General features: G+C 53.0%; 20 protein-coding genes. 14 read left to right on the top strand and 6 right to left on the bottom strand.

The genetic code is table 11. The features are described from left to right. Positions 1–280: 280 nt before the first annotated feature. From malG to malE, 3 genes are all read right to left on the bottom strand, one after another. Positions 281–1,171: a maltose ABC transporter permease MalG gene (gene malG / locus OGX99_RS12685; RefSeq protein ID WP_005132680.1), complete on the bottom strand. Its 891-nt coding sequence runs from the start codon at positions 1,169–1,171 to the stop codon at positions 281–283. 14 nt (positions 1,172–1,185) lie between these two features. After that, positions 1,186–2,730 (bottom strand): maltose ABC transporter permease MalF, encoded by a 1,545-nt coding sequence (gene malF / locus OGX99_RS12680; protein WP_151218075.1) that lies wholly within the window; start codon positions 2,728–2,730, stop codon positions 1,186–1,188. Between the two features lie 187 nt (positions 2,731–2,917). After that, positions 2,918–4,108, bottom strand: coding sequence for a maltose/maltodextrin ABC transporter substrate-binding protein MalE (malE, locus tag OGX99_RS12675; protein ID WP_151218074.1), 1,191 nt, complete (start codon positions 4,106–4,108; stop codon positions 2,918–2,920). Between the two features lie 360 nt (positions 4,109–4,468). On the opposite strand from malE, the gene malK reads away from it, so the two are divergent. From malK to ubiA, 5 genes are all read left to right on the top strand, one after another. Beyond that, complete coding sequence (gene malK, locus OGX99_RS12670; RefSeq protein ID WP_151218073.1) at positions 4,469–5,578, top strand: maltose/maltodextrin ABC transporter ATP-binding protein MalK; 1,110 nt, start codon at positions 4,469–4,471, stop codon at positions 5,576–5,578. An 80-nt stretch (positions 5,579–5,658) separates the two neighbouring features. Next, a complete protein-coding gene (locus tag OGX99_RS12665; protein WP_151218072.1) occupies positions 5,659–7,014 on the top strand; it encodes a maltoporin in 1,356 nt (451 codons plus the stop codon). A 113-nt stretch (positions 7,015–7,127) separates the two neighbouring features. Then, positions 7,128–8,075 (top strand): maltose operon protein MalM, encoded by a 948-nt coding sequence (malM, locus tag OGX99_RS12660; protein ID WP_286543711.1) that lies wholly within the window; start codon positions 7,128–7,130, stop codon positions 8,073–8,075. 180 nt (positions 8,076–8,255) lie between these two features. Then, positions 8,256–8,753 (top strand): chorismate lyase, encoded by a 498-nt coding sequence (gene ubiC, locus OGX99_RS12655; RefSeq protein WP_044715430.1) that lies wholly within the window; start codon positions 8,256–8,258, stop codon positions 8,751–8,753. 13 nt (positions 8,754–8,766) lie between these two features. Next, the gene (gene ubiA / locus OGX99_RS12650; protein ID WP_151218070.1) at positions 8,767–9,639 is read left to right on the top strand and encodes a 4-hydroxybenzoate octaprenyltransferase; all 873 of its coding nucleotides are present in this window, start codon (positions 8,767–8,769) and stop codon (positions 9,637–9,639) included. Between the two features lie 53 nt (positions 9,640–9,692). On the opposite strand, the gene plsB is transcribed toward ubiA, so the two are convergent. Next, a complete protein-coding gene (plsB, locus tag OGX99_RS12645) occupies positions 9,693–12,113 on the bottom strand; it encodes a glycerol-3-phosphate 1-O-acyltransferase PlsB (RefSeq protein ID WP_286541272.1) in 2,421 nt (806 codons plus the stop codon). Positions 12,114–12,284: 171 nt separating this feature from the next. Between plsB and OGX99_RS12640 the strand changes: the two genes are divergently transcribed. From OGX99_RS12640 to OGX99_RS12625, 4 genes are all read left to right on the top strand, one after another. Then, the gene (locus tag OGX99_RS12640; protein ID WP_003826594.1) at positions 12,285–12,653 is read left to right on the top strand and encodes a diacylglycerol kinase; all 369 of its coding nucleotides are present in this window, start codon (positions 12,285–12,287) and stop codon (positions 12,651–12,653) included. Positions 12,654–12,762: 109 nt separating this feature from the next. Then, positions 12,763–13,371, top strand: a complete 609-nt coding sequence (lexA, locus tag OGX99_RS12635; protein WP_003826596.1) for a transcriptional repressor LexA — start codon at positions 12,763–12,765, stop codon at positions 13,369–13,371. 70 nt (positions 13,372–13,441) lie between these two features. Beyond that, a complete protein-coding gene (gene dinF / locus OGX99_RS12630) occupies positions 13,442–14,761 on the top strand; it encodes an MATE family efflux transporter DinF (protein WP_187260062.1) in 1,320 nt (439 codons plus the stop codon). Positions 14,762–14,897: 136 nt separating this feature from the next. Continuing rightward, positions 14,898–15,107, top strand: coding sequence for a CsbD family protein (locus OGX99_RS12625; RefSeq protein ID WP_003031706.1), 210 nt, complete (start codon positions 14,898–14,900; stop codon positions 15,105–15,107). Positions 15,108–15,155: 48 nt separating this feature from the next. Here the strand turns inward: OGX99_RS12625 and zur are convergent, their stop codons facing one another. Next, positions 15,156–15,674 (bottom strand): zinc uptake transcriptional repressor Zur, encoded by a 519-nt coding sequence (zur, locus tag OGX99_RS12620; RefSeq protein ID WP_151218068.1) that lies wholly within the window; start codon positions 15,672–15,674, stop codon positions 15,156–15,158. Between the two features lie 115 nt (positions 15,675–15,789). Between zur and OGX99_RS12615 the strand changes: the two genes are divergently transcribed. The 3 genes from OGX99_RS12615 to pspG all read left to right on the top strand — a co-directional run bounded on the left by OGX99_RS12615 (position 15,790) and on the right by pspG (position 17,759). Beyond that, complete coding sequence (locus tag OGX99_RS12615; protein ID WP_003031710.1) at positions 15,790–16,278, top strand: cupin domain-containing protein; 489 nt, start codon at positions 15,790–15,792, stop codon at positions 16,276–16,278. Between the two features lie 106 nt (positions 16,279–16,384). After that, entirely contained in the window at positions 16,385–17,383 is a 999-nt protein-coding gene (gene dusA, locus OGX99_RS12610; RefSeq protein WP_286543708.1) for a tRNA dihydrouridine(20/20a) synthase DusA, read from the top strand. Between the two features lie 133 nt (positions 17,384–17,516). Further along, the gene (pspG, locus tag OGX99_RS12605; RefSeq protein WP_151218066.1) at positions 17,517–17,759 is read left to right on the top strand and encodes an envelope stress response protein PspG; all 243 of its coding nucleotides are present in this window, start codon (positions 17,517–17,519) and stop codon (positions 17,757–17,759) included. 370 nt (positions 17,760–18,129) lie between these two features. On the opposite strand, the gene OGX99_RS12600 is transcribed toward pspG, so the two are convergent. Beyond that, positions 18,130–19,113 (bottom strand): quinone oxidoreductase, encoded by a 984-nt coding sequence (locus OGX99_RS12600; protein ID WP_187253976.1) that lies wholly within the window; start codon positions 19,111–19,113, stop codon positions 18,130–18,132. A 64-nt stretch (positions 19,114–19,177) separates the two neighbouring features. Between OGX99_RS12600 and dnaB the strand changes: the two genes are divergently transcribed. Both dnaB and alr read left to right on the top strand, forming a co-directional pair. Beyond that, positions 19,178–20,593 carry a replicative DNA helicase gene (gene dnaB / locus OGX99_RS12595; protein WP_061067020.1) on the top strand — a complete coding sequence of 472 codons (1,416 nt, stop codon included), beginning with the start codon at positions 19,178–19,180 and terminating at the stop codon, positions 20,591–20,593. A gap of 214 nt (positions 20,594–20,807) precedes the next feature. Continuing rightward, positions 20,808–21,887: an alanine racemase gene (alr, locus tag OGX99_RS12590; protein WP_286541279.1), complete on the top strand. Its 1,080-nt coding sequence runs from the start codon at positions 20,808–20,810 to the stop codon at positions 21,885–21,887. Positions 21,888–21,950: the final 63 nt, after the last annotated feature.

Genomic DNA, 21,950 nt, shown 5'->3' with positions numbered 1-21,950 from the left:
GATGGTGAATTTAACAGGCAGGGAAGACAATTATCATTTTTTACATTGCAATTACGTTTTGTCTTTTCTGTGATCTTAATTCCGTTTAATTAGTTCATTTTCAGGCGCAAAATATAATTGCAGTGATGGGGAGCACGAAAGGAAATAATCGTAAGCGTAATGCAAAATAACATAAAAAAAGGGCGCTCCGTAGAGCGCCGAATAACAGTCACAGGTTGGGATAACATAAGTTGAGGGTTGCAGTGGCTTGCCCGTTGCCGGGCGTTTACTTCGGTAAAACTTAACCTTTCACACCACCTGCCGTCAGGCCGTTGACCAGCCAGCGTTGTGCCAGCAGGAACACCAGTGTGATCGGAATGGCTGAAAGTACAGCTGCGGCGGCAAAGTCGCCCCACAAATAGTTCTGTGGATTGAGGTACTGCTGCATACCTACCGCAAGGGTGTAGCTGTTCACATCACGCAGCAGCAGTGACGCGACCGGTACTTCGGTAATAGCGGCAATGAATGACAGAATAAACACCACCGCCAGAATCGGAACGGAAAGCGGCAGCAGCACCAGGCGGAATGCCTGCCACGGCGTCGCGCCGTCCAACGAGGCCGCTTCTTCCAGCGAACCATCGATGGTTTCGAAATAGCCCTTAATCGTCCACACATGCAGCGCAATACCGCCAAGATAGGCGAAGATCACGCCGCCGTGAGTGTTCAGACCAATAAACGGAATGTACTGGCCCAGGCGGTCAAACAAGGCATATAACGCGACCAGAGACAGCACCGCCGGGAACATCTGGAAAATCAGCATCCCTTTAAGCAGGGTTGCTTTACCGGGGAAGCGCATACGGGCAAAGGCGTAAGCACAGGTGGTGGAAAGCGTCACAATACCGATTGCGGTAATGGTGGCCACTTTCACTGAGTTCCACAGCCACAGCAGTACCGGGAACGGCGGCGGCGTCACGCGGCCATCTGCGTGCTCAACGCTAAAGCCCAGCGCCAGTTTCCAGTGTTCCCAGGAGATGTTTTCCGGGATCAGGCTACCGGTGGCGAAGTTACCTTCGCGCAGCGAGATAGCGATAACCATCAGCAGCGGGAACATGATCGCTGCGATGAAAATCAGCAACAGCAGGTGCGTTGTTAAGAGACGCAGTTTCTGAGATTTGGGTTGTACCATAGCCATGTTCGTTGTCTCCCTTAATCAAACTTCATTCGTGTGGCTTTCAGGTTAACAATCGCCAGCGCACCCACCAGCAGGAAGATCAGCGTGGCAATCGCCGCTGCCAGACCGAAGTCCTGACCGCCGCCGCCTTCAAAGGCGATACGGTAGGTGTAGCTCACGAGCAGGTCGGTATAGCCTGCTGGCGTGGTGGTGCCAAGACGGTCCGGGCCACCGTTGGTCAACAGTTGAATCAGCACGAAGTTGTTAAAGTTAAAGGCGAAGCTGGCAATCATCAGCGGTGTCAGCGGTTTAATCAGCAGCGGTAGCGTAATCTTAAAGAAGTTCTGGAACGGGCCAGCGCCGTCCATCGCCGAGGCTTCATATAAATCGTCAGGAATCGCTTTCAACAGACCCATGCACAGGATCATCATGTACGGATAACCCAGCCAGGTATTGACGATAATAATCATCGAGCGTGCGGTGGTTGGGTCGCTGAACCAGGCCGGTTTGATGCCAAACAGTGCGCTCAGCATCATGTTGATTTCACCAAAGCTCTGGTTGAACAGCCCTTTGAAAATCAGAATCGAGATAAACGACGGCACAGCGTACGGCAGGATAAGCAGCACACGGTAAATCGCTTTGCCTTTGAGTGACTCCCACTGTACGAGACAAGCCAGCACCATCCCGACGGCCACGGTGAGGATCACGGTCAGAACGGAGAAGACCACCGTCCAGACAAAGATGGCGAAAAACGGTTTCTGGATACCTTCGTCGGTAAATACGCGGGTGAAGTTATCCCAGCCGATGGTCACGGTATAGCCAGGGCTTAACTTTTCTGCACCCCAACTACCGTCGGCGTTAATCGCCTGGTAATAACCAATGTCGTTGTTCGGACGGTATTTCACGCCGCTCTGGTTGTTGGTGAGCGTACCGTCATCAGCGAGCGTATAAAGTGGCTGCGTGCCGGAGAACTGGCGCAACGAGCTCATAATCACTTTGCTTTCATCCGGCAGGATGGCGGTCAGTTGGTTCAGCGCCTGGCGATTCTGCGTGATGATGCGCAGCGTCCCACGCTCGCCCGCTGGCAAGGCATCCGTTTCTTTCAGTTGCAGTTTCTGTTCGCCGCCAAATTTAAAGGCGTCGGAAACATAATTCTTGCCGGTTTCACCGTCGGTGAGGGCCAGTTGCCACTCCGCACCCGCCGGATACAGACCAAAGTTGTAGGTTTTCCCAGCCTGATAAGAACGATCCATCAGGACTTCCTGAGCACGTTCAAAGGTCAACTGGTTGGTGCTACTGTAGTTGGTAAAGGCAATCGCGATCGTACAAATCAGCGGAAACAGGACAAACAGCCCCATACCGGCAACGCCCGGGTAAACATAGCGCCAGGCATAGGTTTTGCGGTTAGCGAAAATATACAGGCCAGCAGAGCTTAAAATCAGCGTCATGATGGCAAACAGGTACTCCCCCTGAGCGTACATCAAAACAACAAGGTAACCGACCAGTAGCCCAAGCAGACCTATCACTGACCATTTCAGCGTGTCGCTTTGCCACCAGTGTTTCTTTTTAATGACATCCATGGGGTTCAATCCTCTTTACGCTTTATCCTTCGCACTACCTCTTTGTTGGCTGCGGAAGCGCACCCCAGTCACTTACTTATGTAAGCTCCTGGGGATTTGCCTCCTTGCCGCCTCGATGTAGCGCGAATGCTTTCGCGTAACAACGTATTCAATAAACCTGATTCCCTAAGAAATAAGGGAAACCGTATTACTTGGTGATACGACCCTGCGCGTCTTTCAGTGCAGCATCAACTGTCTGACGACCGCTGGCGGCGTTGATCACTGCAGTACGAACGGCATACCAGAATGCAGACATCTGCGGGATGTTCGGCATGATTTCGCCTTTCTGGGCGTTATCCATGGTGGCCGCGATACGTGGGTCTTTGGCTAACTGATCCTGGAAGGATTTCAGCGCAACCGCACCCAGTGGTTTATCCTTGTTCACTTCATCCAGACCCTGATCGGTCAGCAGGTAGTTTTCGAGGAACTCTTTCGCCAATTCTTTGTTCGGGCTGGCAGCGTTGATACCGGCGCTCAGCACGCCAACAAACGGTTTAGACGGCTTACCTTTGAAGGTTGGCAGCAGAGTCACGCCGTAGTTGATTTTGCTCTTGTCGATGTTCGACCATGCCCACGGACCGTTGATGGTCATCGCCGTATCGCCTTTGTTAAAGGCGGCTTCGGCGATGGAATAGTCGGTATCCGCGTTCATGTGTTTGTTCTTGATCAGGGAGACCAGGAAGGTCAGACCCGCTTTCGCGCCGGCGTTATCCACGCCCACGTCTTTCACATCGTACTTGCCGTTTTCAAACTTGAATGCATAACCGCCGTCGGCGGCAATCAGTGGCCAGGTGAAGTACGGTTCTTGCAGATTGAACATCAGCGCGGATTTACCTTTCGCCTTCAGCTCTTTATCCAGTGCAGGAATTTCTTCCCAGGTTTTCGGTGGGTTTGGCACGAGGTCTTTATTGTAAATCAGCGACAGCGCTTCAACCGCGATCGGGTAGGCGATCAGTTTGCCGTTATAGCGCACGGCATCCCAGGTGAACGGATAGAGCTTGTCCTGGAATGCTTTGTCTGGCGTGATTTCAGCCAGCAGGCCAGACTGAGCGTAACCGCCAAAACGGTCATGCGCCCAAAAAATGATGTCCGGGCCGTCACCGGTTGCGGCAACCTGAGGGAATTTCTCTTCCAGTTTGTCCGGGTGCTCAATGGTGACTTTGATACCGGTGTCTTTTTCGAATTTTTTGCCCACTTCAGCGAGGCCGTTATAGCCTTTGTCGCCGTTAATCCAGATAACCAGCTTACCTTCTTCAATCTTGGCGAGAGCCGAGGCGGAAAACATCATCGTCGTTAATGCGGACAATGCGAGGATGCGTGCGCCAGTTTTGATTTTCATAGTTCCCATCCTGTTTGGTGATTTTGCAGAGGTGGCTTAACGGTGACTAGTTTCTTTATACGACAACCTCTTTCCATCCTCCTTATCCCTACGCCCCACCCGCTCTTTATGTGATCTGTGTTACATAAATGTGAGTATTGCGTACTGGCGCACATAAAAACCCACCGATTTTTGCAGGCTGCATCACGAAATTCCTCTGAAGCAGGAGGGCCGGGTCTCAGACGCTGCTCTCTCATCCTCCCGCCTCCTCCCCCATAAAAAAGCCGGGGGGTGGAGGATTCACGCCATCAAGGGATAACGCATAGTCAGCCCATCATGAATGTTGCTGTCGATGACAGGTTGTAACGAAGGGAGAAGGGCATGGCGAGCGTACAGCTGCGTAATGTAACGAAAGCCTGGGGTGACGTGGTGGTATCAAAAGATATCAATCTCGACATTCACGAAGGGGAGTTCGTGGTGTTTGTCGGACCGTCAGGCTGTGGTAAGTCGACCTTGCTGCGTATGATCGCCGGACTTGAAACCATCACCAGTGGCGACCTGTTTATCGGTGAGACCCGGATGAACGACATTCCGCCCGCCGAACGCGGTGTGGGCATGGTCTTTCAGTCCTACGCGTTGTATCCCCATTTATCCGTTGCGGAAAATATGTCGTTCGGCCTCAAGCTGGCTGGCGCAAAAAAAGAGGTGATGAACCAGCGCGTGAATCAGGTGGCGGAAGTTCTGCAACTGGCCCATCTGCTGGAGCGTAAACCGAAAGCACTTTCCGGCGGACAACGTCAGCGCGTGGCGATTGGTCGTACGTTGGTCGCTGAACCGCGCGTATTTCTGCTCGATGAACCTCTCTCCAACCTCGATGCAGCACTGCGCGTACAGATGCGCATTGAAATCTCCCGTCTGCATAAACGTCTTGGCCGCACGATGATTTACGTCACCCACGATCAGGTCGAGGCGATGACGCTGGCCGACAAAATCGTGGTGCTGGATGCGGGGCGCGTGGCGCAGGTTGGTAAACCGTTGGAGCTGTACCATTACCCGGCTGACCGCTTTGTTGCCGGGTTTATTGGCTCGCCGAAGATGAACTTCCTGCCGGTGAAAGTTACCGGGACGGCCATCGATCAGGTGCAGGTTGAACTGCCCAACCGCCAGCAAATATGGCTGCCGGTAGACAGCCACGCGGTGCAGGTTGGCGCCAACATGTCTTTAGGTATCCGTCCGGAGCATTTGCTGCCCAGTGATATCGCCGATGTCACCCTCGAAGGTGAAGTGCAGGTGGTCGAGCAGCTTGGTCACGAAACACAAATTCATATCCAGATCCCCGCCATCCGTCAAAACCTGGTTTACCGCCAGAACGACGTGGTGTTGGTACAAGAGGGTGCCACATTCGCTATCGGCCTGCCGCCAGAGCGTTGCCATCTGTTCCGTGAGGATGGCACTGCATGTCGTCGGTTGCATCAAGAGCCGGGCGTTTAAGGCCCCCATAAAAAAAACGAAACGCAAAACTATCAAGTCGATGCGTTTAGAGAAAAGCAATGATCTCAGGAGATAGAACGATGATTACTCTGCGCAAACTCCCTCTGGCGGTTGCTGTGGCGGCAGGCATTATGTCTGTTCAGGCAATGGCTGTGGATTTCCATGGTTATGCACGTTCCGGCATAGGCTGGACGGGTAGCGGCGGTGAACAACAGTGTTTCCAGGCAACCGGTGCTCAAAGTAAATACCGTCTTGGTAACGAATGTGAAACCTATGCGGAAATCAAATTAGGTCAGGAAGTGTGGAAAGAAGGCGATAAGAGCTTCTACTTCGACACCAACGTAGCCTACTCTGTGGCACAACAGAATGACTGGGAATCGACCAGTCCGGCATTCCGTGAAGCCAACGTGCAGGGTAAAAACCTGATTGAATGGCTGCCAGGCTCCACTATCTGGGCCGGTAAGCGTTTCTATCAGCGTCATGACGTCCACATGATCGACTTCTACTACTGGGATATTTCAGGTCCTGGCGCTGGTATTGAAAACATCGATCTGGGCTTCGGTAAACTGTCTCTGGCGGCCACCCGTTCTCAGGAAGCTGGAGGGTCTTATACCTTCAGTAGCCAGAATATCTACGACACCTCTAAAGATACCGCGAACGACGTATTTGACGTACGTTTAGCGCAGATGGCTACTAACCCTGACGGCATGCTGGAGCTGGGTGTGGACTATGGCCGCGCGAATAAAACCGACGGTTACAGCTACGCGGATGACGCAACGAAAGATGGTTGGATGTTCACCGCAGAACACACCCAAAGCATGCTGAAAGGCTATAACAAATTTGTTGTTCAGTACGCGACTGACGCCATGACAACGCAAGGTAAGGGCGGCTCGCAGGGGACTTACGGCTCTACCTTCGATACGCAGGTATCTCCAGATGCACCTGTCATCCATCATGTTGACAACAACATCAATAACAACGGTAGCCTGGTACGCGTACTTGACCACGGTGCAATCTCTCTGGGCGACAAGTGGGACCTGATGTACGTCGGTATGTATCAGAACATCGACCTGGATAACGACCTGGGTACCGAATGGTACACCGTCGGTATCCGTCCGATGTACAAATGGACGCCGATCATGAGCACCTTGCTGGAAGTCGGTTACGACAACGTCAAATCTCAGCAAACTGGCGATCGCAACAGCCAGTACAAAATCACCCTGGCGCAACAGTGGCAGGCGGGCGACAGCATCTGGTCTCGCCCGGCAATCCGCGTCTTCGCAACCTATGCCAAATGGGATGAAGAGTGGGGTTACGTGAAAAATGGCGACAAAGTTTCTAAATATGCCGCCGCAACCAACTCTGGTATCAGCACAACCAGCCGTGGCGACAGCGATGAGTGGTCCTTCGGTGCCCAGATGGAAATCTGGTGGTAATTCAGCACTAATCTGACGTAAAGACCGAAAGAGGGGCGCCAGCCCCTCTTGATTACGGTTTAGCGCGCTATTGCCTGGCCACCGCTGAACCCATGCTATCTGAGGTGATAACAATGAAAATGAAGAAAAGTCTCGTTGCCCTTTGTTTATCTGCAGGGTTATTTGCCAGCGCGCCTGGCATCAGCCTGGCCGATGTAAATATTGTTCCGCAGAACACCACCGCGGCTCCAGCTATTCCCACTGCTGCGCTACAACAGTTAACCTGGACGCCGGTTGATCAATCCAAAACCCAGTCGACACAGCTAGCGACAGCGGGTCAGCGTCTGGATGTTGCTGGTATTACTGGCCCAGTCGCTGCGTACAGTGTACCCGCGAATATTGGTGAGTTAACCCTGACGCTGACCAGTGAAGTCAACAAACAAACCAGCGTATTTGCACCAAACGTTTTAATTCTTGATCAGAACATGACGCCATCTGCGTTCTTCCCCAGCAGTTATTTCACTTATCAGGAACCCGGCGTGATGAGTGCCGATCGCCTGGAAGGAGTCATGCGTCTGACGCCTGCGCTGGGCCAGCAAAAACTCTATATGCTGGTTTTTACCACGGATAAAGATCTCCAGCAGACCACGACCCTGCTTGACCCGGCAAAAGCCTATGCCAAAGGTGTAGGGAACGCGATTCCGGATATTCCAGACCCGATTGCCCGTCATACCACCGACGGTCTGCTGAAGCTGAAAGTCAAAACCAGCTCCTCTTCCAGTGTTCTGGTTGGGCCGCTGTTTGGTTCATCCGGCCCTGGCCCTGTCACGGTTGGCAATACCGCCGCGCCTGCGGTGGCCTACGCGCCCCCGGCTGCAGCAGTGGCTACTCCAGCGCCACAACCGGTGAAGAAAAGTGAGCCAATGCTAAATGACACGGAAAGTTATTTTAACCAGGGCATTAAGGATGCCGTGGCGAAAGGCGATGTCGATAAAGCGCTGAAGCTGCTTGATGAAGCTGAGCGTCTGGGATCCAAATCCGCCCGATCCACCTTTATCAGCAGTGTAAAAGGCAAGGGGTAAACATTTCCCCGCAGTGCTGATTTTGCAACAACTGGTGCGTCTCCTGGCGCACCTTTTTTTATCCTTCGGTGCTAATTGTTACACTTATGTTGCTTTGACGATCACTTAATTGTGTTTGCTCACCCCGTAATGCATTTTCTGCGATACAATGCCTTCAGGTTATAAATCGGAGAGTAAGGCATGCCACACCCTGCGTTAACGCAACTGCGTGCGCTGCGTTATTTTGATGCGATTCCGGCGCTGGACCCGCAACTGCTCGACTGGTTGTTACTGGAAGATTCCATGACTAAACGTTTTGAGCAGCAGGGAAAAAAGGTTACCGTCACGTTACTTCGCGAAGGATTTGTTGGGCAAAATGAGGTGGCTGAAGAACTGATGCTGCTGCCGACAGAACCCCGTTATTGGTTGCGTGAAATCCTGCTCTGCGCGGACGGTGAACCCTGGCTTGCCGGGCGCACAGTGGTGCCTGAATCAACTTTGTGCGGCCCTGAACTGGCCTTACAAAACCTGGGAAAAACCCCGCTTGGGCGCTACCTGTTTACGTCATCGACATTGACCCGAGATTTTATTGAGATTGGCCGTGATGCAGCGCTGTGGGGGCGACGTTCCCGCCTGCGGCTGAGCGGTAAGCCGCTGATGCTTACCGAACTTTTCCTACCTGCATCGCCGTTGTACTGAGAGGAAGATAAAGATGGAGTGGAGTCTGACGCAGAATAAGCTGCTGGCGTTTCACCGCTTGATGCGTACGGATAAGCCAATCGGCGCCTTACTGCTGCTCTGGCCTACGCTATGGGCATTGTGGGTGGCGACCCCAGGCATGCCGCAACTGTGGATCCTGGCGGTATTTGTCGCCGGCGTTTGGTTAATGCGCGCCGCCGGATGCGTGGTGAATGATTATGCCGACAGGAAATTTGACGGACACGTTAAACGCACCGCGAATCGACCGCTGCCGAGCGGGGCCGTCACCGAAAAAGAAGCCCGAACGCTGTTCGTCGTATTGGTATTGCTCGCCTTCCTGCTGGTTTTAACGCTCAACACAATGACCATTATGTTGTCCGTTGCGGCGTTAGCGTTGGCGTGGGTTTACCCGTTTATGAAACGCTATACGCATTTGCCGCAGGTGGTGCTGGGGGCGGCGTTTGGCTGGTCTATTCCGATGGCGTTTGCTGCCGTAAGCGAGTCTGTGCCGCTGAGCTGCTGGCTGATGTTTCTCGCCAACATTCTCTGGGCGGTGGCCTATGACACCCAGTATGCGATGGTTGACCGGGATGATGACCTGAAGATTGGCATTAAATCGACCGCGATCTTGTTTGGTCAAAACGACAAGCTAATCATTGGTATTCTGCAGGTGGGCGTGCTGGTGCTGATGGCGCTGGTGGGCTGGCTAAACGGGCTGGGGCTGGGCTATTACTGGTCACTGCTGGTGGCGGGTGCGCTGTTTGTGTATCAGCAGAAGCTGATCGTTAATCGTGAACGGGATGCCTGTTTTAAAGCGTTTATGAACAATAACTATGTAGGGCTGGTACTGTTTTTAGGACTGGCGATGAGCTACTGGCATTTTTGAGTTTGGCTTAGCCTGCAAAATAAAAACCGGTCATTTCGACCGGTTTTTTTTACTTACTCGCCCTGTGTGGCACTCTCGATGGTCAGACGAACATCCGATGTGACCAGTTCAGCCAGCATCTGATAGATCTTCATCGTCTCTTCCGGCTCGGCATCTCCGGTATCGCTAATGAATCCTTCGTCACGCAGCGTCAGCACCAGAGAGCTGAATACCGCTTTGTCGAAGAATTCCGGCGCGTTAATGCCGTGCAGTACGGAGAGGCGTTGCGCCACGGTGCGGCTCTCTTTCTCAAGCGTACCACGGTTGATGGACGGGTTGGCGCTCAGCAGCCAGAAGGTAATGGCGTAGCGTTGCAACGTCTCGCGAGCACCCGCAGCCAACAGCTGGAGCGTACGGGAGCGGGCTGGGTTAATATGCAGTTCGCCATCCTGCTGAGCGATCAATCCCTGGCGCTGCATTTCGCTGGCCAATTCGTCAATCACTCCGGCAAGCTCATTGCGTTCCCAGCGCAGGAACAGCTCGGCTTTCAGCATTGGATACAACGCATCAATATGCTGCTGTAGCGCGACGCGTGAAATACGACGGCGCTGAGTTACAATGGCTGCCATCAACGAAGGCAGAACCAGCATGTGCGCAATGTTGTTGCGATAGTAGGTCATCAATACGGCCTGCTCGCGCGGCAGTATGATGATGTCGCCGATGGTGTCTTTCTCGACCTCAAACTTGTTCATCTGCAAGGCGTGGTCGATCAACTCACTGGCGCTCTGTGCAGGAACAGTTGAGTCTGCTGCGTACGGCACGTTGCGCAGCAGGCTAAGGTAGCAGTCAAGCTGCTCGGTTAACTGTTCACGGGTCAGAGAGCGCTGGCGGGAAGCCAACAGCGCGGTACAACACAGGTTCATGGCGTTGGCCGCGCCAGCGTTGTTAATGCGCACCATCAGATCGGCGGCAATGTTATTCACTGTCGGCGTCAGCCAGGCCGGGCGGATAGACTCGATAGGATCGATAGATTCACGCCACTCCGGCACATGCTGATTGAGGTACGTCATCAGCGGCATCGGCTCGCCAAAGTTAACGTAGCCCTGACCCAGATTACGCAGCTTGCTTAAGCCACGCAGCATTTGTGGCAGACTCTCTTTTTCTTTTGTCGCGCCACGCAGCTCTTTTGCATAGGTGCCTACTTCCATTACGTGCTCATAGCCGATGTAGATCGGTACGAGGGTAATCGGACGCGTACCGCCGCGCAGCATCGCCTGAATGGTCATCGACAGCGTGCCGGTTTTCGGGTCGAGCAGACGACCGGTACGTGAACGGCCGCCTTCGACAAAATACTCAACCGAGTAACCGCGGCTGAACAGCTCGCCCAGGTATTCACGGAAAACGGTGGAGTAGAGCTTATTGCCCTTGAAGGTACGACGAATAAAGAACGCGCCCAGGCGGCGGAAAATCGGACCTGCCGGCCAGAAATTCAGGTTGATACCGGCAGCGATGTGCGGTGGAACCAGCCCCTGATGATACAGAACGTACGACAGCAGCATATAGTCCATATGGCTGCGGTGGCACGGAACATAAACGATTTCATGCCCATCGTGCGCCAACTGACGTACACGTTCCGCATTATGAACGTTAATCCCCTGATACAGACGGTTCCAGGTAAAGCCCAGAATTCGGTCCGTGAGGCGGATCATCTCGTAGGAGAAGTTGGCGGCAATCTCTTCCATCAGTGCAATGGCATTTTGCTGTGCTTTTTCGTGGGAGATTTTTTTACTGCGCGCTTCATCTTCTACCGCGCGAGCGATCGCTTTTGACGCCAGCAGCTTATTAAACAGATCCTGGCGGGCAGGGAGGCGAGGGCCAACCGCGGCCAGACGCTGGCGAGCAAAATGCATACGCGCCACGCGTGCCAGTTTCTGAGCGATTATCTTATCCGTACCGTGTTCATCCGCCATACGACGCAGGGAGACTGATGGGGAGAAACGGACAAAACTGTCGCGACCCAGCCAGGACACAGCAAAGAATTTCTGTACGCCGTTCAGCATGCGCAGCGGCGGATTGACTTCGCCTTTTTCGCGTCCTGGCGCACGGCCAAACATCACCGAAACCGGCACCATCTGCACATCCAGGTCTGGATTGCTGCGATGCAGGTCGAGATAGTTATGGAACAGCTTGATGGACTCTTCTTTCGGCGTGTAATAGGTGAACACGCGCGGGCCGCCGTGAATAAACACGTAGCGCGGCAGCAGAGTCCCGTCTATCTCCAGCGGTTCCAGGGGATCGGGGAGATCGTGCACCAGACATTGGGCACGCAGCGTCAGCAAGTCTGCTTTTGAATTGTACGGTAGGACGTACATAATGGGACGAGACGTATCGAGTCCCAATTCCGGGGCAGGTTCTGCCGGAATAGACTTGCTTTTTACCAGGATGCTTAATGGTAAATTCAGTAATTTGTAGTAAATTCGTGGCCAGCCGGACATAAACGATGTAAAGCCTCTGGTTAATAATGCAAATGCGCTGCAAGGATATCAGAAAGTTTAGTGAATTTCTGTGGTATCCCGTCATACTTCGCGCTGCTTTGCCACCCCCTGAAACAAACGGGGTAACGTTACAATGACATTGACGCTAATAATGTAAAAAGGTTCTTTTTGATGGCCAATAATACCACTGGATTCACCCGAATTATCAAAGCTGCAGGCTATTCCTGGAAAGGTTTTCGCGCCGCATGGATCAATGAGGCGGCATTCCGCCAGGAAAGCGTTGCCGTACTGCTGGGCGTAGCTATCGCCTGCTGGCTGGACGTCGATGCGATTACCCGCGTGCTGTTAATTGGTTCCGTGATGCTGGTGATGATCGTTGAAATCCTCAACAGTGCGATTGAGGCGGTGGTTGATCGCATAGGCTCTGAGTATCACGAACTTTCCGGCCGGGCGAAAGATATGGGTTCTGCGGCGGTGTTGTTGTCTATTTTCGTTGCTCTGATCACCTGGGGCATTCTGTTGTGGTCGCATTTGCGATAAGGATTCCACATCTTCATAAATCTCCTGCTTTTTGTGCAGTTTGCGGTTCCAAAATCACCTTTAGCTGTATATACTCACAGCATAACTGTATATACACCCAGGGGGCGGAATGAAAGCGTTAACGGCCAGGCAGCAAGAGGTGTTTGATCTCATTAGAGATCACATCAGCCAGACAGGTATGCCACCGACGCGTGCGGAGATCGCGCAGCGTTTGGGGTTCCGTTCCCCAAACGCTGCTGAAGAACATCTGAAAGCGCTGGCGCGTAAAGGTGTGCTGGAAATTGTCTCCGGTGCATCGCGTGGTATTCGACTGCTGCAGGAAGAAGAAGAAGGATTACCGCTTGTCGGTCGTGTGGCGGCAGGCGAGCCACTTCTGGCGCAGCAGCACATCGAAGGCCACTACCAGGTCGATCCCTCATTGTTCAAACCGAACGCCGATTTTCTGCTGCGGGTTAGCGGTATGTCGATGAAAGATATCGGTATTATGGACGGCGATTTGCTGGCGGTGCATAAAACTCAGGACGTGCGTAACGGACAGGTTGTTGTTGCCCGTATCGACGACGAAGTCACGGTTAAGCGCCTGAAAAAGCAGGGCAACAAGGTTGAACTTCTGCCAGAAAACAGTGAATTTAAACCTATCGTTGTCGATCTGCGCGAGCAAAACTTCACCATTGAAGGGCTGGCGGTAGGCGTCATTCGTAACGGTGAATGGCTGTAATCATGTATTAATACTGTGGCGCATTCTGCGCCACAGCTAGTTTTCACTTCTTTTCATCAGGCTTTCCTGTATGCCTTTCTTTACCGCCTCTGATAAAGCGCTCTGGCACCTCGCCTTACCGATGATCTTCTCCAATATCACCGTTCCCTTGCTGGGGCTGGTGGATACTGCTGTGATTGGTCATCTGGACAGCCCGGTCTATCTTGGCGGCGTTGCTGTCGGGGCCACGGCGACCAGTTTTCTCTTTATGCTGCTTCTTTTTTTGCGCATGAGTACCACCGGTCTTACCGCGCAGGCATTTGGTGCGAAAAATCCACAGGCGCTGGCGCGCGCGCTGGTACAGCCGCTGATGCTGGCACTGGGCGCAGGGGTACTTATCGCGCTGTTTCGCACGCCGATTATCGATTTAGCGCTGCATATTGTCGGGGGAAGTGAACCTGTACTTGAACAAGCCCGGCGTTTCCTTGAAATCCGCTGGCTCAGCGCGCCAGCCTCGCTGGCGAATCTGGTGCTGCTCGGCTGGTTGCTGGGCGTGCAGTATGCGCGAGCGCCGGTTATCCTGCTGATTGTCGGCAATATTCTCAACATTGCGCTCGATTTATGGCTGGTGATGGGTCTGCATATGAACGTGCAGGGTGCGGCACTGGCAACGGTGATTGCTGAATATGCCACACTGCTTATCGGTCTGATGATGGTGCGCAAAGTCCTGCATATGCGCGGAATATCGCTGGCAATGTTGAAACAGGCGTGGCGGGGCAACTTCCGTCGTTTGTTGGCACTCAACCGTGACATCATGCTGCGTTCGCTGCTGTTGCAGCTCTGCTTTGGGGCCATTACGGTGCTGGGGGCGCGTCTGGGAGGCGATATCATTGCGGTTAATGCCGTACTGATGACTTTGCTGACGTTTACCGCTTATGCACTGGACGGATTTGCCTATGCCGTGGAAGCGCATTCGGGCCAGGCCTATGGGGCGCGGGACGGCAGCCAGTTGCTGGATGTCTGGCGAGCAGCGTGTCGACAGTCAGGAATTGTGGCAATCCTTTTTTCGCTGATCTATGCCTTGTTTGGCGAGCAGATTGTGGCGCTGCTGACCTCACTGTCGCAAATCCAACTTTTGGCCGATCGCTATCTTTTCTGGCAGGTGGTTTTACCGCTGGTGGGCGTGTGGTGTTATCTGCTTGACGGTATGTTTATTGGCGCAACGCGGGCTGCAGAAATGCGTAACAGTATGGCCGTTGCCGCAGTGGGATTCGCCTTAACGCTGCTGGCTTTGCCGTGGCTCGGAAATCATGGTTTGTGGCTGGCGTTAACTGTTTTCCTCGCGCTGCGCGGGCTGTCGTTGGCCTTTATCTGGCGGCGTCACTGGCGTAATGGAACCTGGTTTGCCTGATCAGAATGGTTAAAAATTCCGAATAGTAAATAAAACCCAGAATCACTGACTACACTTATTCTCACGTCCAGAGAAAACAGCATGTGTCTGGACATGGCACTCTCGCTATTCACAACCTAACGATGAGGACTTGATGATGAATAAAGACGAAGTCGGCGGCAACTGGAAGCAGTTTAAAGGTAAAGTGAAAGAGCAATGGGGCAAACTGACCGATGATGATATGACGGTCATTGAAGGTAAACGTGACCAACTGGTTGGTAAAGTCCAGGAGCGTTACGGTTACGCCAAAGATCAGGCGGAAAAAGAAGTTAACGATTGGGAAAAACGTAATGATTACCGCTGGTAATTGACCCTTCCCTCCTGAGAGTACAAGGATGTACGCTCTCCCACCTGACTAACGCCCAACTTTCTTCTTCACCTGAATTGTGTGGTCATGCTGGCAGTCGCCTGGATGACGGCATGACTCAACTTCCACACAGGCCGGACACAGCCCGTGGGCTTCAATAACATTATGTCGCAGAGCAAAGCCCATTTTGGCCGCCAGCGTATGCATGATGTCTTCCACACCTTCTGCGCACTCTTCTTTTACCACGCCACAGCGGTCGCAAATGAACATCGCAGAACTGTGCGTTGGCTGATCGAACAGATGACAAAGGACATAGCTGTTGGTGGATTCCACCTTATGCACAAACCCTTGTTCAAGCAGAAAATCGAGCGCGCGATACACGGTTGGTGGTTTGGCCTGCGGCTCGGTTTCCCGCAACAGGTCGAGCAGGTCGTAAGCGCTGATGGCGCCTTCCTGCAGGCTCATCAGTCGCAGCACTTCGAGGCGTTGTGGCGTAAGCCGCACGTTGCGTTGCGCACAGAGTTTTTCAGCTTGAGCCAATAACTCTTGCGTAGTGGTTTTGTCCATTTGGCGCCTCGATTTGCGTGGAAGGTTAATCCCTTACTTTAACATGTTCTGCTTAAAACGCCGAGATCCGCCGCGATGTGCTATACCTGAGCCATCGCAATACTGGAAAATAAACATGAAAAGACCCGATTGTATTCGTCACTGGCGTGAAGTTGAGGGGGCCGATGATTCCACCTACCCAGACAGCGATGAGCTGTTTGCCATAGGAGCGCCGCTTGCCCGCAAATTGGGGTTAGGACGACTCGGCATTCATCATGAACGCCTGCCGCCAGGTCGGCGCACGTCTTACCCGCATGCTGAAAGTGATGAAGAAGAGTTTATCTATGTGCTGGAAGGATATCCTGAGGCCTGGATTAACGGTTATTTATGGAAGCTGGAGCCCGGCGACAGCGTTGGTTTTCCTGCAGGAACCGGGGTGTGTCACACCTTTATCAATAACACCAGTGAAGAGGTGCGCCTGCTGGTCGTGGGTGAGGCGAACAAAAAATACAATCGCATTTATTATCCGCTTAATCCGGTCTATGCCGCCACGCGAGAGGATCGCTGGGTTGACCATCCGCCGCAGTTTTTTGGATCTCACGACGGAAAACCGGGGCGTAAGTAGCGTTGGTCGGCACCAGAGATGGAGAACTGTGAGGATGTGGCTCACTATCGTAACGGTCTATGCTATAGTAGCGCCCCTTTTTTAACCGGATGCTTGAATATTCGCCATGCTGCCTGAATCTCAGTCTACCGCTTTTCCCGCTCATCGTTTTTCTATCGCGCCGATGCTCGACTGGACGGACAGGCACTGCCGCTACTTTTTGCGCTTACTGTCCAGCCAGACGCTCCTCTATACGGAGATGGTAACTACCGGTGCGATCATTCATGGCAAAGGCGATTATCTGGCGTATAGCGAAGAAGAACATCCGGTCGCATTGCAACTGGGTGGGAGCGATCCGGCTGCACTGGCGCAGTGCGCAAAGCTCGCTGAACAGCGGGGGTATGATGAAATTAACCTCAACGTGGGCTGCCCTTCCGATCGTGTTCAAAATGGGATGTTTGGCGCTTGTCTGATGGGAAATGCGCAACTGGTCGCTGATTGCGTCAAAGCGATGCGTGATGTGGTGTCGATACCGGTCACGGTGAAAACCCGTATTGGCATTGATGATCAGGACAGCTACGAATTTCTGTGCGATTTCATCAACACGGTCTCGGGTAACGGCGAATGTGAGATGTTTATCATCCATGCCCGCAAGGCCTGGCTGTCTGGGTTAAGTCCGAAAGAAAACCGCGAAATTCCACCGCTGGATTATGACCGCGTTTATCAGCTAAAGCGCGATTTCCCGCATCTGACGATGTCGATCAATGGCGGCATTAAATCGTTGGCAGAAGCGAAAATCCATTTGCAGCATATGGATGGCGTAATGGTGGGGCGCGAAGCTTATCAAAACCCAGGTATTCTGGCCTCCGTTGACCGCGAGATTTTTGCCGCTACTACTCAGGATGCCGATCCGGTCGCCGTGGTGCGTGCCATGTATCCCTATATTGAGCGTGAACTGAGTAAAGGTACGTATCTTGGACATGTGACGCGTCATATGCTGGGGCTGTTCCAGGGGATTGCTGGGGCCCGTCAGTGGCGTCGTTATCTGAGCGAAAATGCGCATAAAGCCGGGGCAGATATTAACGTTCTGGAACACGCCTTGCAGCTGGTCGCTGACAAGCGTTAATTTTTCACCAAAAGTTAGTGAATTTCACCACGCCCTGCGCTTTGTCGCGGGGCGTTTGCTTTATAAATCAATATAATAATTTTGGCATGTTTCTTGTAATGCAGTGGAGAGTATTTAATTTCGGGAGAGAGCTATGCTGGAACTACTTTTTGTGATTGGGTTTTTTATCATGCTGATGGTCACCGGCGTATCTTTGCTGGGGGTATTGGCCGCATTAGTGGTCGCCACTGCAGTGATGTTTTTGGGCGGACTATTTGCCTTGATGATAAAACTTTTACCCTGGCTGCTACTGGCCGTTGCTGTGGTGTGGATTATCAAGGCGATAAAAGCGCCAAAAGTCCCACAGTATCAGCGTAATAACCGCCGATTTTACTAAGGTATTGAGCGGTGCGTCACAACCTGTAACATTGCCTTTAGAACCAAATAGGAATTGATTATCAAATCTGTCACTATTGCCAGGTTAACGAATTCATCGAGCTGTACCCTACATACAGCCGAACTAAAAAAAGAAAGGGCTTCCCACGGGAAGCCCTAATTCTTTATTTCCCCGTCATAATTCAAACCGCAGGTGTGTTGGCTGCTTTCATTCACCCCAGTCACTTACTCCAGTAAGCTCCTGGGGATTCATTCAATTGCCGCGTTACTCAGCTTAAAGCCTAGCCCCTTCAGGGTCAGCGCAAGCGCTGCTCAAAAACGCCTAATCATTTTTATCCTGCTGTTTGAATTGTTTAGGGGAAGTCGGAGCATTATGGGATGAGTAAACTCGAGCCCTGCGTGGCCCGGCTTTCCAGTACTTCATGGGCTCGTTGCGCGTCACTTAGCGCAAATTTTTGACCCGGCGCGACATCCACTTTGATCACCCCGCTGGCAATCAGCGAGAACAGCTCATTGCTGGCTTCGGTTAATTCATGGTGGTTGGTGATGTAACCCTGGAGCGAAGGGCGGGTCACGTACAGCGAACCTTTCTGATTCAGAATGCCTAAGTTAACGCCAGTCACCGGTCCGGAGGCGTTACCAAAGCTGACCATCAGCCCTCGACGCTGTAAACAATCCAATGAGGCTTCCCAGGTATCTTTTCCCACTGAGTCATAGACCACCCGCACTTTTTTACCGCCGGTTACCTCTTTCACTCGCTCAACAATGCTCTCTTCACGATAGTTAATGACCTGCCATGCACCGGCCTGCAGCGCAATTTGCGCTTTTTGCGCATTGCCGACGGTACCAATCAGCTTCGCACCCAATGCTTTTGCCCACTGGCAGGCAATCATCCCGACGCCGCCCGCAGCCGCATGGAACAAAAATGGTTCATCAGGCTGAATTTCATAGGTTTTACGCAACAGATAAAAAACAGTTAACCCTTTCAGGAATGAGGCTGCAGCTTGTTCAAATGAGATAGCGTTGGGCAGGATGGCGGCTTTATCGGCCGGAACGTTATGTACTGAGCTGTAAGCGCCAAGCGCAGACTGGGCGTAAACCACGCGATCGCCTGCTTTAATGTGCGTTACTTTACTCCCCACTTTGCTGACTATGCCCGCGGCTTCGGTTCCCAGGCCGCTGGGCAGAGAAGGCGGCGGATAAAGACCACTACGGATGTATGTGTCGATATAGTTGATCCCAATCGCTTTGTTCTCGACCTGGATTTCGTTCTCCGCCGGATCTGCAGGCGTAAACTCGACGACCTGAAGCACTTCAGGACCACCATGCTTGTGAAATTCAATACGCGTAGCCATGCTTCCTCCAAAAGAAATGTGGTAATCTTTCGACCCAATCATTATCTCGGTAACTCCATTCACTATGGCAGGAAATAAACCCTTCAACAAACAACAGACTGATGCTCGTGAGCGCGATCCCCAGGTCGCCGGGCTGAAAGTACCGCCGCACTCGATTGAAGCGGAACAGTCGGTGTTGGGCGGTTTAATGCTGGATAACGAACGCTGGGACGATGTGGCCGAGCGTGTGGTGGCGGAAGATTTTTATACCCGACCGCACCGGCACATCTTCACCGAAATGCATCGACTGCAGGAGATGGGAAAACCCATCGACCTGATCACGCTCGCAGAATCGTTGGAGGTTCAGGGACAACTGGACAGCGTCGGCGGCTTTGCTTACCTGGCTGAGTTATCTAAAAATACCCCAAGTGCGGCGAACATTAGTGCTTATGCGGATATCGTCCGTGAACGTGCTGTTGTTCGTGACATGATTTCGGTTGCGCACGAAATCGCGGAAGCCGGGTTTGATCCGCAAGGCCGTTCCAGTGAAGATCTGCTGGACCTCGCGGAATCACGCGTTTTTAAAATCGCTGAAAGTCGGGCCAACAAAGACGAAGGCCCGAAAAACATCACCGATGTGCTCGACGCAACCGTCGCGCGTATTGAGCAGCTGTTCCAGCAGCCGCACGACGGCGTCACCGGGGTGAACACCGGCTATGACGACCTCAACAAAAAGACGGCGGGTTTGCAGCCGTCAGACTTGATTATCGTCGCCGCGCGTCCGTCGATGGGTAAGACGACATTTGCAATGAACCTCGTCGAAAATGCGGCGATGTTGCAGGATAAGCCAGTTCTTATCTTTAGTCTTGAAATGCCCTCGGAACAGATCATGATGCGTTCCCTGGCTTCGCTTTCACGCGTAGACCAAACCAAAATCCGTACCGGTCAACTGGATGATGAAGACTGGGCGCGAATTTCCGGAACAATGGGTATTTTGCTGGAGAAACGAAACATCTATATTGATGATTCTTCCGGCCTGACGCCAACGGAAGTGCGCTCGCGTGCTCGTCGTATCGCCCGTGAACACGGCGGTATCGGCCTGATCATGATCGACTACCTGCAACTGATGCGCGTGCCGTCGCTCTCCGATAACCGTACGCTGGAAATTGCTGAAATTTCCCGCTCGCTGAAGGCGTTAGCAAAAGAACTGCATGTGCCGGTGGTGGCGCTGTCGCAGCTTAACCGCTCACTGGAACAACGCGCCGACAAACGTCCGGTTAACTCGGATCTGCGTGAATCCGGCTCCATCGAACAGGATGCCGACTTAATCATGTTTATCTATCGTGATGAGGTTTATCACGAAAATAGTGACTTAAAAGGCATCGCCGAAATTATTATTGGTAAGCAGCGTAACGGTCCGATTGGCACGGTGCGCCTGACGTTTAACGGACAGTGGTCGCGATTCGATAACTATGCGGGCCCACAATACGACGACGAATAAATCTCCGTCATCCTTCATGCTGCAGATGCGTTGACTACGCCCGTTCACCCCAGTCACTTAGCTTACTAAGCTCCCGGGGGGTCTCTGGCTTGTCGCGTGACTCGGACTGCGTCCTCGCCCCTTTGGGGCCAGCGCAGGCGCTGTTCAAAAACGCCAAAGCGTTTTTGTCCTGCAACACGAATGATTTAGGGGATTCTTTTATTAAGGAATACGAATGCAAGCGGCAACTGTAGTTATTAACCGCCGCGCTCTGCGACACAACCTGCAACGTCTGCGTGAACTGGCTCCTGCCAGCAAACTGGTTGCGGTCGTGAAAGCGAACGCTTATGGCCATGGTCTGTTAGAGACCGCGCGAACGCTCCCCGATGCGGACGCTTTTGGTGTCGCTCGTCTTGAAGAAGCCCTGCGGTTGCGAGCGGGAGGGATCACGCAGCCCATCCTGCTGCTGGAGGGATTTTTTGATGCCTCCGATCTGCCGACGATCTCCGCGCAGCGTCTGCATACTGCCGTCCACAACCTGGAGCAGCTTGAAGCCCTGGAAGCCGCAGAACTGGCTGAACCGGTCACCGTCTGGATGAAGCTCGATACGGGAATGCACCGCCTGGGCGTGCGCCCTGAGCAGGCCGAAGCGTTTTATCAGCGCTTAACGCAATGTGACAACGTGCGCCAGCCGGTTAACATCGTCAGCCACTTTGCGCGCGCAGACGAACCTGAATGCGGCGCGACGGAAAAACAGCTCGATATCTTCAACAGCTTTTGCGAGGGCAAACCGGGACAGCGTTCAATTGCCGCGTCGGGCGGTATTTTGCTGTGGCCCCAGTCCCACTTCGACTGGGCGCGTCCAGGGCTGATTCTGTATGGCGTATCGCCGCTGGAAAACCACTCTATCGGCGCCGATTTTGGCTGTCAGCCGGTGATGTCGTTGACCTCCAGCCTGATAGCGGTGCGTGAGCACAAAGCGGGCGAACCGGTTGGCTATGGTGGAACCTGGCAGAGCGAGCGCGATACGCGTCTCGGCGTGGTGGCGATGGGCTACGGCGACGGTTATCCGCGCGCAGCGCCGTCAGGGACACCGGTGCTGGTTAATGGCCGTGAAGTGCCGATCGTCGGTCGTGTCGCGATGGATATGATCTGCGTCGATTTAGGCCCCGAGGCGCAGGACAAAGCTGGCGATTCGGTGATCCTGTGGGGTGAAGGCCTGCCCGTTGAACGCATTGCTGAAATGACGAAAGTAAGTGCTTACGAACTTATTACGCGCCTGACGTCGCGCGTGGCGATGAAGTATATCGATTAATTAAGCGCATGATATGCCGGATAAGGCGGTTACGCCGCTATCCGGCAATATTCCTCTCAACAT

The sequence above is a fragment of the Citrobacter sp. Cu096 genome, from assembly GCF_030332285.1.
GTDB lineage: Bacteria > Pseudomonadota > Gammaproteobacteria > Enterobacterales > Enterobacteriaceae > Citrobacter > Citrobacter meridianamericanus.
This window is presented reverse-complemented; position numbering and strand designations above follow the sequence as displayed.

Excerpts from the sequence above, each read along its gene's own strand:
- malG (WP_005132680.1), bottom strand. The coding sequence starts at position 1,171 with ATGGCTATGGTACAACCCAAATCTCAGAAACTGCGTCTCTTAACAACG.
- malF (WP_151218075.1), bottom strand. The coding sequence starts at position 2,730 with ATGGATGTCATTAAAAAGAAACACTGGTGGCAAAGCGACACGCTGAAA.
- malE (WP_151218074.1), bottom strand. The coding sequence starts at position 4,108 with ATGAAAATCAAAACTGGCGCACGCATCCTCGCATTGTCCGCATTAACG.
- malK (WP_151218073.1), top strand. The coding sequence starts at position 4,469 with ATGGCGAGCGTACAGCTGCGTAATGTAACGAAAGCCTGGGGTGACGTG.
- OGX99_RS12665 (WP_151218072.1), top strand. The coding sequence starts at position 5,659 with ATGATTACTCTGCGCAAACTCCCTCTGGCGGTTGCTGTGGCGGCAGGC.
- malM (WP_286543711.1), top strand. The coding sequence starts at position 7,128 with ATGAAAATGAAGAAAAGTCTCGTTGCCCTTTGTTTATCTGCAGGGTTA.
- ubiC (WP_044715430.1), top strand. The coding sequence starts at position 8,256 with ATGCCACACCCTGCGTTAACGCAACTGCGTGCGCTGCGTTATTTTGAT.
- ubiA (WP_151218070.1), top strand. The coding sequence starts at position 8,767 with ATGGAGTGGAGTCTGACGCAGAATAAGCTGCTGGCGTTTCACCGCTTG.
- plsB (WP_286541272.1), bottom strand. The coding sequence starts at position 12,113 with ATGTCCGGCTGGCCACGAATTTACTACAAATTACTGAATTTACCATTA.
- OGX99_RS12640 (WP_003826594.1), top strand. The coding sequence starts at position 12,285 with ATGGCCAATAATACCACTGGATTCACCCGAATTATCAAAGCTGCAGGC.
- lexA (WP_003826596.1), top strand. The coding sequence starts at position 12,763 with ATGAAAGCGTTAACGGCCAGGCAGCAAGAGGTGTTTGATCTCATTAGA.
- dinF (WP_187260062.1), top strand. The coding sequence starts at position 13,442 with ATGCCTTTCTTTACCGCCTCTGATAAAGCGCTCTGGCACCTCGCCTTA.
- OGX99_RS12625 (WP_003031706.1), top strand. The coding sequence starts at position 14,898 with ATGAATAAAGACGAAGTCGGCGGCAACTGGAAGCAGTTTAAAGGTAAA.
- zur (WP_151218068.1), bottom strand. The coding sequence starts at position 15,674 with ATGGACAAAACCACTACGCAAGAGTTATTGGCTCAAGCTGAAAAACTC.
- OGX99_RS12615 (WP_003031710.1), top strand. The coding sequence starts at position 15,790 with ATGAAAAGACCCGATTGTATTCGTCACTGGCGTGAAGTTGAGGGGGCC.
- dusA (WP_286543708.1), top strand. The coding sequence starts at position 16,385 with ATGCTGCCTGAATCTCAGTCTACCGCTTTTCCCGCTCATCGTTTTTCT.
- pspG (WP_151218066.1), top strand. The coding sequence starts at position 17,517 with ATGCTGGAACTACTTTTTGTGATTGGGTTTTTTATCATGCTGATGGTC.
- OGX99_RS12600 (WP_187253976.1), bottom strand. The coding sequence starts at position 19,113 with ATGGCTACGCGTATTGAATTTCACAAGCATGGTGGTCCTGAAGTGCTT.
- dnaB (WP_061067020.1), top strand. The coding sequence starts at position 19,178 with ATGGCAGGAAATAAACCCTTCAACAAACAACAGACTGATGCTCGTGAG.
- alr (WP_286541279.1), top strand. The coding sequence starts at position 20,808 with ATGCAAGCGGCAACTGTAGTTATTAACCGCCGCGCTCTGCGACACAAC.